Origin of the sequence: Bartonella sp. OC68QHHN (genome assembly GCF_042193875.1) — a bacterium.
Lineage (GTDB): Bacteria > Pseudomonadota > Alphaproteobacteria > Rhizobiales > Rhizobiaceae > Bartonella > Bartonella grahamii_A.
On sequence record NZ_JBHIME010000033.1, the window covers coordinates 1 to 12,282 of the forward strand.

16 protein-coding genes and 2 pseudogenes are annotated in these 12,282 nt (G+C 40.1%); 13 read left to right on the forward strand and 5 right to left on the reverse strand.

Annotated elements, in window-relative coordinates:
• A partial coding sequence (locus tag ACFIJ0_RS05610) for a hypothetical protein (protein WP_375624253.1) occupies window positions 1–241 on the forward strand: 241 nt, incomplete at its 5' end.
• Window positions 242–297: 56 nt separating this feature from the next.
• Here ACFIJ0_RS05610 and ACFIJ0_RS05615 read toward each other — a convergent pair.
• Both ACFIJ0_RS05615 and ACFIJ0_RS05620 read right to left on the reverse strand, forming a co-directional pair.
• Entirely contained in the window at window positions 298–591 is a 294-nt protein-coding gene (locus ACFIJ0_RS05615; protein ID WP_004856691.1) for a HigA family addiction module antitoxin, read from the reverse strand.
• A gap of 16 nt (window positions 592–607) precedes the next feature.
• Window positions 608–889 (reverse strand): type II toxin-antitoxin system RelE/ParE family toxin, encoded by a 282-nt coding sequence (locus ACFIJ0_RS05620; RefSeq protein ID WP_004856694.1) that lies wholly within the window; start codon window positions 887–889, stop codon window positions 608–610.
• 189 nt (window positions 890–1,078) lie between these two features.
• On the opposite strand from ACFIJ0_RS05620, the pseudogene ssb reads away from it, so the two are divergent.
• The 5 genes and pseudogenes from ssb to ACFIJ0_RS05645 all read left to right on the forward strand — a co-directional run bounded on the left by ssb (window position 1,079) and on the right by ACFIJ0_RS05645 (window position 3,097).
• A pseudogene (ssb, locus tag ACFIJ0_RS05625) lies at window positions 1,079–1,522 on the forward strand (single-stranded DNA-binding protein).
• A 53-nt stretch (window positions 1,523–1,575) separates the two neighbouring features.
• Window positions 1,576–2,070, forward strand: coding sequence for a hypothetical protein (locus ACFIJ0_RS05630; protein ID WP_375624255.1), 495 nt, complete (start codon window positions 1,576–1,578; stop codon window positions 2,068–2,070).
• Window positions 2,071–2,166: 96 nt separating this feature from the next.
• Window positions 2,167–2,424, forward strand: coding sequence for an AbrB/MazE/SpoVT family DNA-binding domain-containing protein (locus ACFIJ0_RS05635; protein WP_375624257.1), 258 nt, complete (start codon window positions 2,167–2,169; stop codon window positions 2,422–2,424).
• Window positions 2,424–2,756 carry a type II toxin-antitoxin system PemK/MazF family toxin gene (locus ACFIJ0_RS05640; protein WP_375644164.1) on the forward strand — a complete coding sequence of 111 codons (333 nt, stop codon included), beginning with the start codon at window positions 2,424–2,426 and terminating at the stop codon, window positions 2,754–2,756. The genes ACFIJ0_RS05635 and ACFIJ0_RS05640 overlap by 1 nt, the downstream gene beginning before the upstream one ends.
• Before the next feature lie 113 nt (window positions 2,757–2,869).
• Window positions 2,870–3,097, forward strand: a complete 228-nt coding sequence (locus tag ACFIJ0_RS05645) for a DUF6290 family protein (protein ID WP_375624261.1) — start codon at window positions 2,870–2,872, stop codon at window positions 3,095–3,097.
• A gap of 63 nt (window positions 3,098–3,160) precedes the next feature.
• On the opposite strand, the gene ACFIJ0_RS05650 is transcribed toward ACFIJ0_RS05645, so the two are convergent.
• Window positions 3,161–4,546: a hypothetical protein gene (locus tag ACFIJ0_RS05650; RefSeq protein WP_375624263.1), complete on the reverse strand. Its 1,386-nt coding sequence runs from the start codon at window positions 4,544–4,546 to the stop codon at window positions 3,161–3,163.
• A gap of 307 nt (window positions 4,547–4,853) precedes the next feature.
• On the opposite strand from ACFIJ0_RS05650, the gene ACFIJ0_RS05655 reads away from it, so the two are divergent.
• The 7 genes and pseudogenes from ACFIJ0_RS05655 to ACFIJ0_RS05685 all read left to right on the forward strand — a co-directional run bounded on the left by ACFIJ0_RS05655 (window position 4,854) and on the right by ACFIJ0_RS05685 (window position 11,402).
• The gene (locus ACFIJ0_RS05655; protein ID WP_375624265.1) at window positions 4,854–5,168 is read left to right on the forward strand and encodes a hypothetical protein; all 315 of its coding nucleotides are present in this window, start codon (window positions 4,854–4,856) and stop codon (window positions 5,166–5,168) included.
• Entirely contained in the window at window positions 5,149–6,477 is a 1,329-nt protein-coding gene (locus ACFIJ0_RS05660; protein WP_375644163.1) for a PBSX family phage terminase large subunit, read from the forward strand. Before ACFIJ0_RS05655 ends, ACFIJ0_RS05660 begins: the two co-directional genes overlap by 20 nt.
• Window positions 6,462–8,471: pseudogene (locus ACFIJ0_RS05665) on the forward strand (portal protein). Before ACFIJ0_RS05660 ends, ACFIJ0_RS05665 begins: the two are co-directional and overlap by 16 nt.
• 13 nt (window positions 8,472–8,484) lie before the next feature.
• Window positions 8,485–9,390 (forward strand): hypothetical protein, encoded by a 906-nt coding sequence (locus ACFIJ0_RS05670; protein WP_375624269.1) that lies wholly within the window; start codon window positions 8,485–8,487, stop codon window positions 9,388–9,390.
• Between the two features lie 91 nt (window positions 9,391–9,481).
• On the forward strand, window positions 9,482–10,609 hold the full coding sequence (locus tag ACFIJ0_RS05675; RefSeq protein ID WP_375624271.1) for a N4-gp56 family major capsid protein: 1,128 nt from the start codon (window positions 9,482–9,484) through the stop codon (window positions 10,607–10,609).
• A 20-nt stretch (window positions 10,610–10,629) separates the two neighbouring features.
• On the forward strand, window positions 10,630–11,010 hold the full coding sequence (locus tag ACFIJ0_RS05680) for a hypothetical protein (RefSeq protein ID WP_375624273.1): 381 nt from the start codon (window positions 10,630–10,632) through the stop codon (window positions 11,008–11,010).
• Between the two features lie 11 nt (window positions 11,011–11,021).
• Window positions 11,022–11,402 (forward strand): hypothetical protein, encoded by a 381-nt coding sequence (locus tag ACFIJ0_RS05685; RefSeq protein ID WP_375624275.1) that lies wholly within the window; start codon window positions 11,022–11,024, stop codon window positions 11,400–11,402.
• 35 nt (window positions 11,403–11,437) lie between these two features.
• Here the strand turns inward: ACFIJ0_RS05685 and ACFIJ0_RS05690 are convergent, their stop codons facing one another.
• Together ACFIJ0_RS05690 and ACFIJ0_RS05695 are read right to left on the reverse strand one after the other, a co-directional pair.
• Window positions 11,438–11,722: an addiction module antidote protein gene (locus ACFIJ0_RS05690; RefSeq protein WP_375621740.1), complete on the reverse strand. Its 285-nt coding sequence runs from the start codon at window positions 11,720–11,722 to the stop codon at window positions 11,438–11,440.
• Window positions 11,703–12,011 (reverse strand): type II toxin-antitoxin system RelE/ParE family toxin, encoded by a 309-nt coding sequence (locus ACFIJ0_RS05695; RefSeq protein ID WP_375624277.1) that lies wholly within the window; start codon window positions 12,009–12,011, stop codon window positions 11,703–11,705. Before ACFIJ0_RS05695 ends, ACFIJ0_RS05690 begins: the two co-directional genes overlap by 20 nt.
• Window positions 12,012–12,282: the final 271 nt, after the last annotated feature.

Sequence of the window (12,282 nt, forward strand, 5' to 3'; positions counted from 1 at the left end):
ATGGGGAGACGGAGCAGAGGAGTATTTTTACAACCTCTACGAATATGAAGACGGCACAAGAGAGTGTGAAAAATTTGATGGTGGTCAGTATTACAAAACACCTAAGAATGCAGATTTCAGTACCAAAGCGCAAGTAAAAGCATGGGTTTATGGGGGTGCTATTCCGAAAAGCGTTCTCAATTACGAACCTCTTATAGACGAGATCAACAAAGAGATCAAAAAACTATCAGAAGTTGCTTGATTTTTGATTTTAAAGAACATGACCTCTAGGTGTGAAGAAGAATGGGTTAAGTATTTCTAAAGATGCCCTACTTGCTCTAAAGGTGAAATATGTGGGATTGGGCTGTTATGGCGAGCTTGCCACAAATCATGCTTTTGTTGCAGTTTAAGCCAGAATTCCGCATCATTTAAGCCCGCTTTTTCTAACCGTAAAGCTAAGTTAATGCTAATCGCTGCATGACAGTTTAAGACGCGGGATAACGTTAAACGTGCAACGCCAAGACGATTTGCAGCTTCTGTTACTGTTAACCCTAATTCATCAAGCAATTCTTCTTTCAAAATGCCGCCAGGGTGTGGAGGATTGTACATCATAATAACACCTCAAAACTCAATGGTAATCTTGATAATCAACCAGTTCAACGTCTGTCCCAATGAAACGAAAGGTAACACGCCAATTTGCATTGACACGCATTGACCAATAACCTTTTAAATCGCCCGTAAGCGCATGTAGACGATAGGATTTAAGCGTAACTTGTTCAGGCGCGGATATTGTATCTAAAATTACTAAAATGTTTGCTAATTTTTTAGCATGCGCGGGTTGTATGCCTTTGCAGACTCCTCTTTCAAAGAATAATTTCAACCCTTTATGCTTAAAACTAACGATTGCCATATATACCCTCTTGATACTTGGTACTATACACCATGCATTTATGTCAATAGATTATTTATTAAAGAGCGCCTTAAAACATAATTTTATATGTTAAAAAACAATAATATCATTTTGAAATAATTGAAAAAATATGCAAATCATGCTAGGATTTTGTATGTATTAAAATACAAGTTTAAGGTAAGAAAAAACATGCTAAATAAAGTGATGTTAATCGGGCGTTTAGGTGCTGAACCCGAAAGCAAAACAATGAATTCTGGAGCCGAGGTGGTTAATTTTCGTATGGCAACTTCTGAAAGCTAGACGGATAAAAATACTCATCAAAAAGTAGAGAAAACAGAATGGCATTCAGTTGTGATTTTTAATCCACATTTAGCAAAAATTGCACTTCAGTATCTCAACAAAGGTTCAAAAGTTTACGTAGAAGGAAAATTACAGACACGCAAATGGCAAGATAAAAATGGGCATGACCGTTATACAACAGAGATTGTTGTACCACAATTCAAAGGCGAGTTGTATTTGCTTGATGTCAAGAAAGAGCAATCTGCCCCTTCATCCATTACTTCTCAAAATTATGCTATCGCTTCAGGGGCTGCTGATCATAGTGCCTCTCTTAATGACAGCATACCATTTTGATTGATAAAATATGACAAAGAGAAACATGTGGGCTCCCACAGATTAGGGGATGTATGAAAAAGAAAGATGCTTACATTTCACAAGTGAAAGTACGTCAAGATCCTGTTAATCAATTGGCAATTGAAATGCGTGCTAAACGCTTTGGTTTGACGATTGAAGAGGCTAAAAATCCGCTTGCTGGTACTTATGTTGGGCGGCTGTGTTTGCAAAGCGTGCTTACTCAAGACCAGTATGATGCTGCGCAAAAATATCTTGAAGTGAGAAATGACTATTCGTGTGCAAAAGGTTTACCAAGCGCTGTTTATGATGAAATGCCATCATCTTCTGATGACAAAGCAAGAGAAAAATGGGTTGAATTTGCAACACGACAATTTTCTAATATGCAAGAGGCGATAAAAGAAACACAACATCTCTATAGACAGTATAATCTTTATGCAGCAATACAATATATTGTTGTCGAAGACCAAACATTACCACATCTTGTGAATTCATTGCGGGTCGCTCTTAACGCGCTTCATAAATATTTTGACAGAAAAACTAAATGGTAAATGTTTTATTGTTCTTTTTCCATAAAAGCATGAAAAGCTCTTGAAGAATATGCATTAGAATGTTATATTTTTATATAATATTAAAGGGAGTGTTTTATGCACACAACAAAATTACGTAAAGTTGGAGGGTCTGTTATGCTCTCTATACCGCCCGCATTGCTTGATGTTCTTCATCTTTCTGAAAACACGCAAGTGGGTTTGGCTATTGACAATGGACAATTGGTTGTAAAACCACAGGCATTCCCTAGCTATACTCTTGAAGAATTGTTAGCGCAATGTAATCCTTCAGATGATTTTGCGGATGGTGATATGGAGTGGTTTGATGCCAAGCCTGTTGGCAGAGAGCTCTTGTAATGAAGCGGGGCGAAATTTGGTTTGTATCGCTTGACCCAACTTCTGGTTATGAGCAAAAAGGAACGCGTCCTGTACTGATTGTGTCACCGGAGGCGTTTAATCGTGTCACGAAAACACCAATTGTCTTACCTATTACAAGTGGAGGAAATTTTGCGAGAACCGCAGGGTTTGCTGTTTCATTAGCAGGAACAGGATTACATATCACAGGTGTGATACGTTGTGATCAACCACGAGCTCTCGATATAGCAGCGCGTCAGGGCAAAAAAATGGAAACAGTTCCCCCCATGATTATGAACGAAGTGCTCGCCAAGTTATCAACATTTCTCACATAGTTTCTTTATGCATCTTTAAGAACGACGCTAAAGTAAGCAATGTGACGCGAAACGTTTTTCTGTACAATTCGTTATATTTGTATTACAGTGAATACAAATATGAGGATTATGTTATGACGATATCTATTCGATTGCCAAGTGATCTCGAAACACGTTTGAATAATTTAGCTGTTAAGACAGGACGTACAAAGTCTTTTTATTTACGCGAGATTATTGAACATGGAATAGAGGAAGCAGAGGATTATTATTTAGCTTCACAAGTAAGAGAGCGCGTTCGAAGGGGAGAGGGTACTTTTTATAGCTCTGAAGAGGTTAGGAAAGAGCTTGGCTTGGACGATTAGGTGTTAGAAAACTGACGCAAAGGCTGGACAGATATTTTCACAAAAGCGCATAATCGCGTTGGTTTATAACAAATATTCTACCAAATGCTCGTAGGATTTGTTGTAATGAAAATCTTTATTTTCGAAAATTGCCTCCTGCTTTTCGATATGAAATTGTTTGTATTCTTCCTTTATAGCTTTTTTCAGTGCATTCACCTTTTCTTCACCGAAGATAATTTGTAGTTTCTCTCTTGAATTTATTATATTTACGAGCATATCCCAATAGATAAATCTATTATAGCATTTTTTACTTGCTGATTTAATTTGTTCTATTGTTCCTAATTTGTAAGTTTTCTCAAATGTTGGAATATTTTCAGAAATGTATAGATTATAATTATCTTTTTCATTTATGAGTTCTTTATCTTTCTCTTTACACTCATTTACCTTCCATTTTACCTCTTCGGTATAACGGTCTTCATCTAAAGAAATATATCCTTCTGTAACAGTTTCAAGAAGACGCTTATAATGAATAAAAATTTCTCTTGCTATTCTATAGTCATCCGAAATGTCATACAACAATGTCAGTAAATATTTTTTTATCCCTACTAGGCATTCATACTTAGGAGGCAAATGCCATGATTTCAGTATTTCTTCTATCTCTTCGTATTCTGTATTTTTAGACATTTCATCCCAGTAGATGTCAAGCGATTTATCATTTTTATAAAACCCATGTAACGCTTGTTTTTCGTACTCGGCTATGATCATATCATCAACCACATATAACCACCAATGCAACAAAAACATTGTAGGTTTATGACATGTTTTTTCTGTAAGGGGATCTACGATTTTTTCAACAACTATCCCGTTTTTTTTCATGAGTCGCATTGTTTTTAGATAGCTTTTCTTAAAAGCTATGTGTTTCTTGAATACATTGATTTTTTCGCAATGCTCAGCAGAAGGTTCTGTTTCCAAAGCTTTCTTATAGAGAAACGGTATTTCTTTATATCCTTGAGTACAGATATCTTTTATGATGGGATGGTGATGTTCATAATCTTCACCTATCATTATGGGATCTTTTATTCTTAGTATATCCTTTTCCCACTGTCTAATTTCTTTATTCCATTGCTTAATCCATTTTTGCGATATTTTTTGAGCCTTCTTTAAAAGACTTCTATCCCATTTCGTAATTTGTTCTTTGTATATTTCTATTTCTCGATTTTTCTGTTCCTGAAGTAACTCGAATTGTTCTTCATAGTCATTTATTCTTAAATAGCTCCTAAAAGACAGTAAAGTTGCTATTATTAGTAATATGTTCACTGAGAATTCAAAATATAAAAACACATCGATTATTATGATTAATAAAATCGTATTTTCGAATCCTACATTCCAACCTTTCTCTCCTACCTTCGAAATGTGGTAGATCATATTTGCTGCTATTAATATTCCTCCTATGACTATGATTATTTCCATTATTCCCCCCGCTTTTTGCTAATCAATAACTTTGTGCTTCCGTATAATTGATTCGTTTAGAAGATACAATTGTGAGTGGTTGGTTGTTAAAGACACTAGATTTAGGTGAAAAAGATAAAAAATACACAATATAGTGATTTTTTTGTTGACAGGATATGAAAAATAGTGTTTTATGGCGTTGCTGTACTAGTCGAATTGCGTCTAAAATTACGGTAAAGGTATAACCTTTCTTATAAATTTATATGATTGTTCAGAGCCCTGCTTTTGCGGGGTTTTTTTATTGTCTTGTTTACAAAAAGAAACACACATGAAAACCACTGAAAAACTTGCAAAAAGAACGCCCCCAAAGGCAGGTCAAGGGCGGGTAAAAGGTGTGCCAAATAAAACGACACGTATTTTGAAAGAAGCAGTGCTTAAGGCAGCAGAGCGCGCTGGTAAGAAATATGGTGATGATGGTTTGATCTCTTATCTCGAAAAACAGGCAATCAAATGCCCCGCTGCTTATTTGGCATTGTTGGGGAAGATTTTGCCTCTTCAAGTGACAGGGGAAGATGGGGGAGCCATTAAGATGATAACGCGTGTAGAAATCGCGCCTTTAGTTCATGACAACACGACAGATTAATATTGTTCCAAAGCTTATACCGATTTTTACAGGTAAGGCTTTGGTGCGTGCTGCTTGGGGAGGAAGAGGGTCTGGAAAGACAAGATCATTTGCCTTGATGGCTGCTTTAAAAGGCTATCAGTTTGGTATGGGAGGAATATCAGGCACTATACTTTGTGCACGGCAGTTTCAAAACTCGCTAGCAGAAAGTTCATTGGAGGAGATTAAACGCGCCATTGAAGCGCATGACTTTTTAAAGGACTATTACAAGGTTGGGGAGTCGTCGATTAAATCGATAGATGGTCGTATATCCTTTCAGTTTTCTGGACTTGACCGGAATATTGCAAGTATCAAATCCATGGGGCGTATTTTGCTTTGTTGGGTTGATGAGGCGGAGCCGGTTACAGAGACGGCTTGGCAAACGCTTATACCGACTTTGCGAGAAGAAGGAGAGGGGTGGAGAGCAGAGTTATGGGTGACATGGAATCCGTTGCGTGAGAATGCCCCCGTTGAGAAGCGGTTTCGCTTTTCAGACAATGAGGCAATCAAGCGTGTTGAGATCAACTGGTCAGACAATCCGAAGTTTCCCAAGATCTTGAATGAAGCGCGGCTTGATGATCTGAGAAACCGTCCAGAGACCTATAAGCATATATGGGAAGGGGCTTATCTTACAGCGGTTCAAGGCGCTTATTATCAAAAGGAAATGTTGGCAGCCGAGCAGGAGGGGCGGATAGGGCGCGTTGCTCGTGATCCTTTAATGCAAATACGCGCCTTTTGGGATATTGGGGGCACGGGTGCTAAGGCAGATGCCACAGCGATATGGATAGCACAGTTTGTGGGGCGAGAAATCAGAGTGCTTAATTATTACGAAGCACAGGGACAGCCTTTATCGGAACATGTAGGCTGGTTACGTCAAAATGGTTATGAGAAGGCACTGATGGTTTTGCCCCATGATGGTGCGACCAGAGACCGTGTGCACAATGTGAGTTTTGAGAGTGCTTTAAATGATGCGGGCTTTGAAACACAGGTTGTTCCCAATCAGGGAGCAGGGGCTGTTAAGATACGTATAGAAACAGTCCGTCGTGTTTTGCCTTCTGTTTGGTTTAATGAGAAGACGACGGTAGCAGGACGCAAGGCGCTGAACTGGTATCACGAGAAATGGGATGAGAAGCGCGGCATTGGTTTGGGTGCAGAGCATGATTGGTCGAGTCATGGGGCAGATGCGTTTGGACTGATGTGCGTGGCTTATGAAGAACCTCCGACGATACAAAAGCGACCAGCTTATAGCGGCAGAATGGAATATGAGAGCACGTCATGGATGGCAGAATGATGTATGATGAAGAGCATTTAGACAAAGAAAGTAACGCATCAGATCTGTCGACAGAAGGCTTATTTCGCAAGCTTGTGAGCTGGTACAAAGAAGATGTGGAGCATGTGAATAAATGGCGTGAACATGCACGGGAGGATTTTGGTTTTTACAATGGTGATCAATGGAATGAAGAAGATTTATCGGCGTTAAAAAAGCAACGCCGCCCCGTTATGACCTTTAATCGTATTGCTCCGCTTGTGAATGCTGTTGTGGGTTCAGAGAGAAATAATAAGCGAGAAGTGCAATTCATTCCCCGTCAAGTAGGTAAGGCATTGCCAAGTGAATTGCTTACCGGTGCGGCAGAATGGTTTCGGGACATGGCGCATGCCGAATACGCTGATAGTGATGCTTTCCAAGATGCGGTTATCTGCGGCATGGGGTGGACCGATACCCGCCTTGATTATGAAAACAGCCTTGATGGTGAACCGGTTATTACGCGTTTAGATCCTTTAAAGATGGTCTGGGATAGTGCGGCAGTGCAACCGAACTTAACCGATGCACAACGTTTGTGGTATGTAGACCGCAAGACTTTGGAAGTAGCCAAGCAGATGTTTCCCAAATCTCATTGGACAGAGCTGAGTGCAGATTGGGCTCGTGATGGGGTTGCTTATGAGAGTATTCATCATAATGATCTTGAAGCTTATAACGATGAGAAGGGTATTGATGTTGAAAACGGTCGACGGATGGTCACGCTTGTTGAATGCCGTTGGTTTGAAAGCGAGAGGTATTACAAAGCGCCCGATTTAAGCACTGGAGAACTTCGTGATTATAGCGAGGAAGAATTTAAACAGCTTCAATGTATGATGCCTAATATTCAAGGGGCGGCTTTTAATAAAAAGGTTGTTAAGCGCGCTTTTTTAGGCAGGAAGGTTTTGCTATGCCCCGATCAACCCATGGTTCCAGCTGGTCAATTGGGTTGAGAGTGTATAACGGGATATTTTGACAAGATAGAACGTCAGTTTTACGGTGTTGTACGTCCGACGAAAGATCCTCAACGGTGGGCGAATAAATATTTCAGTCAAGTGATGTATATCCTTAATAGCCAATCCAAAGGGGGGATAATGGCAGAGAGTGGTGCATTTAAGGATGAGAGAGAAGCAGCAAAAAGTTTAAGCCGATCAGACAGTATTACATGGGTTAAACCTAACGCATTGGCACTAGGTAAAATACAACCAAAGCCTGTAGCACAGTTTCCACAAGGCTTTTTCCAACTGTTTAATGAAGCTAAGGAAGCAATTAATCAGGTGACTGGTTTATCACCTGAATTCATTGGCACAAGAGAAGTGACACAAGCGGGTATTTTGGAGGCACAACGACGCCAATCCAGTTTAAATCTGCTTGCTTGTCTGTTTGATGGCTTACGTTTGTACCGCAAGCGGCAAGGTAAGATTATTTTGCACTTGATACAGAATTACTTGTCCGATGGGCGTTTGGTACGGATATCTGGTGAAGAGAATGCGCAATATATTCCATTGACGCGTGAAGAAGTAACGAGTGTCGAGTATGATATTGTAGTTGATGATGCGCCAACCAGCCCGAATGAGAAAGAGCGCACCTTCGGTATCATCACACAGCTGCTCCCATTACTTCAAAATGCGATTACGCCGGATATTATGCTTGATCTACTTCGTTATTCTCCATTGCCGGCGTCATTGCTTAATCGTGTCAGTGAGAAGTTCCAACAGCAACAAATGGCACAACAACAGCAGATGGACCCCGAGCAGGAAATGAAGTTGCAGGAAAAGCAGCAAGATATTGCGGCTAAAAGTCAGATGCAACAGATGGATTTACAAGGCAAGCAGATTGAATTGGTCATGCGTCAAAAGAGAGCAGAATTGGAAGCGGAATTGATGCAACAGAAGCATGAGCTTGAACGGGAGCGTATTCTTAATGAACGAGCGCAAAATCAAATCATGCGTGAAAGAGCGGCAACATACAGAGGAAGAAGCATTTGAGAGAGGTTAGAGAATGAATGCAGAAATGAACGAAGCGATGAATGAAGCTATGAATGAAGATTACAGAGTTGGAGCACCGGTCTTTGATGATGAGAGCTCTTTTGATGCTGGCACTTATGATGGTGAAACGATTGATAATGATGATGTCACCTCTACAGAGCCGGTTTTAGAGCCCGTTGAAAAGCCTTCAGAGATTGTTCCTAGTATAGAGCAGCAGCGTGTGGAGCAACAAACCAAACAAGCCCGTGAAGCGCTTGTCAAGTTTTATGAACCCCAATCCCAGACGCCAATGGTTGAAGGTGAAAATGCACCCCCAGACCCTACACAAGACATTATTGGCTATATGAGTTGGATGGGAAAAAAGATTCGAGAGCAGGATGCGTATATTAGGGAACAGAAAGAAGCGCTAAGACAAGCTGAGGAACAGCAGCAGCATGATATACGTCTTGGTCAGTTTTTCAACAATTCTGTTAAGTCGTTTCAAAATAAATCCAGTGATTTTGGTGATGCGGCAAATTTTCTTTATGAGAAGCGTGCGAAGGAATTGAGTTCTTGGTCGTCACTTTATCCTGAGTATGCAGATCCAAACACAATTTCTGAGATCATAAGGAATGAATTGCGTACGATTGTAGCGACTTGTGCACAAAGAGATCTCAATCCGGCAGAAGAGCTTTATGGGATAGCAAAAAATCTTGGCTATCAGAACCAAGGGGTACAAGCGAATAATCAGGTAGCAGAACTTCAAAGCCGGCAGAATTCTGCGAGAACCTTAACGGCATCTGGTGGAGGGGGGAGTACGGGTTCACTTTCATGGGAAACGATGAACGCTATGACGGATAAAGAGTTTCAAGCGTGGTACAGCAATCCAAAGAACCGAGTGCTTATACGCAAATTGAGTGGTGCGGATGATGAAGATTAAGTGAAAGACTTTTAGAGAATAAGCCGCCTTTGGTGCGGGTTAGTAGTCCGGCTTTAAGCCGGTTTTTTTATAGCAAAGAAAGGTGAAATAAATGGCAACAACACATATAGGGATTAATGATCCCCATGCGTTAAAAACATGGGCGAGAATGCTTGATGCGGAGGTCTCCAAAGCAACTCCTATTGCTCCTTTGATGGGGCAGGATTCCAATAGCATTATTCAGGTGAAAACAGAGACGCAAAAAGGCAAAGGGGATTGTGTAACATTTAGTCTGCGAGCTCAGTTATCAGGACGTGGCGTGAGTGAGGGCGAAACCCTTGAAGGCAATGAAGAGGCACTCCAATTCCTTCATGATAAACTGTATATCAATGAACTTTATCATGGAACAAGAATTGCCAATGAAGGCACTATTGATAATCAGCGCACATTGTTTAATTTGCGCGAAGAAGCCAAAAACAGTTTATCAGATTGGTATGCGGACCGTTTGAGTTTGATGTTTTTCGTTCACGCTTGCGGTTATACCGCTAACAGGCTCCGTTTTGAGGGAGAACTGGTTGATCTTGATCCTCTTTTTTGGGGCTTTAATGCACCGTTAGCTCCAAGCAATAAGCGCATTGTGCGACCAGAAGCAAAAACCAAGGATGAAGATCTTACAGAAAAAGCCAAACACAGCTTTAATCTTAAATTGATAGATGAAGCGGTTCAGTGCGCTAAGCTAGCGAATCCTAAAATTAGACCGGTTCGTGTGAATGGCGAGAGTGTTTATGTGTTGTATTTGCATCCCATTCAGGTAACGCAATTGCGTACCAATACAGATACTGGTCAGTGGCTTGATATTCAGAAAGCTGCTTACACAGGTTCTCGTGCGCAAAACCCAATCTTTGATGGTTCTTTAGGCATGTATAATGGTGTGATTTTACGTGAATCTGAACATGTCACCCATGGGGTTAAATCTACCGATCATACAGCGAAAAAAAGTGTGCGTCGTGCTGTTTTTCTTGGAGCACAAAGTATCGTTATGGCTTTTGGGAACAATCGCAATGTCAATCGCTATAAATTGGTGGAAGAGCATTTCGACTATCAACGTTACTATGGTTTGTCTGCGAAAACACTGATTGGCATGAAGAAAACCCGTTTCAAATTTCCAAATAGCTCTCAAGCAGCGCAAGATTTTGGAACGATTGTTATCCCCACCTACAGTGGTGAACCTGATAATTAATCATAGGGAGGAAGCAAGACATGGCAGATCATTTACCACCTCCATTACAGGGAAGAACTCTTCATACCCAACAGGTGAGTTTCTTACGTTTGAATATCTCGCATAAAGATAAGCATCTTACGGAGAAAATTGGGATATTACCTCGTGGCGCTTTGATCACTTCGATTAAAGCTTTTGTTAAGACGGCGTTTTCTGAGGCGAAGTTGAAGATAGGAAGTACCTATGGAGGCAATGAGTTCAGTGAAAAGGACATCAAAGCCCAAGGCACGCAAGATTTTACGCCAACAGATCAAAAGTCTTTTGTTGCAGATGATAAGGAGCTCACCCTTTATGCAACACGAGACAAAACTACTGATGCTGGTGAATGTATTGTGGTTGTGCAATTCGTGACAAATCATTGAGGGGATAAGACATGGCAGATTATTTACCACAGCCCTTGCAAGGGAGAAATCTTCATACCCAGCAGGTAAGCTTTTTGCGGCTTAATTTTAGCTATGAAGATAAAGAAAACGCTATGAGAATAGGCACGCTACCTCGTGGTGCTTTGATTACTTCGATTAAAGTGTTTGTTAAGACAGCATTTTCGGACACAAAGGTTAAAATAGGGTGCACTGCTGGAGGGACTGAGTTTGGTGAAGCAGAAATCAAACAACAGGAAGTCAAAGAGGTTAAGCCCACCAATCAGAAGGAATTTGTTCCTTATGATAAAGAGGTCACTCTCTATGCTAAAGCTGATAAGACAGTACAAGCTGGTCAAGCAAGTATAGTCGTTGAATTTGTAACCAATCACTGAAATTGAGGGGAGAGATTTATTAACTCCCTCTCAGTTTATGAAGTAGAAGACTGTACAGAGAGTTGCAAATTAAGGGCAGATAAGACAGCGACTAAGGTAGAAAGTTTAGGGTCACCAGTCTTACTTAAAGAGCGGTATAATCCACTGCGTTCGCGATTGGTTTCTTTTGCTAAGGCACTCATATTTTGTGCTCTAGCAACAATACCAAGGGCATCCGCTATATGAGAGGCATCACCGGTTTTAAAGGCTTCATTAAGAAATGCTTGTTGTACCTCAATGTCTTCAAGATATTCTTCTGGTTTAAAGGGGGTTATTTTCATCACTGTACTCCTCTTTTAACTTTAATGCTTGTTCAATATCTTTTTTCTGCGTTGATTTATCTCCACCACATAACAAAAGGATAAAATCAGAGCCTTTTTGGGTAAAATAAATTCGGTAACCAGCACCATAGTGGATACGTAATTCACCTATACCATTAAAGAATTTAACATTACCGAAAAGACCCTGTTTTAAGCGGACAATACGTTGAAGAATAATAGCCTTAACGCTTTTATCTTTAAGTTTCTTAAGCCAAGTATCAAATTCTATCGTTTTATGAATGAATACCATTTGAGTACTATAATACACAAAATATATAATATCAATAGTAATAATTTTTACTGAAAGGTATTTTGATGACACGTCATTATATCCGGGTTAAGACCGGAGGACCGATACCTGTAAAGCGAGATGTTTATCGTCATAAGAGAACACTTTCGCACTTAGTGTCAGTCATATAAGATATAATACTAAAAAACACAATAAAGTCAATAGTTTGAGTGAAATTATTTTATATGAATCCACTTAAGAATCCACACTTTTATGCATGATTCATTTGATC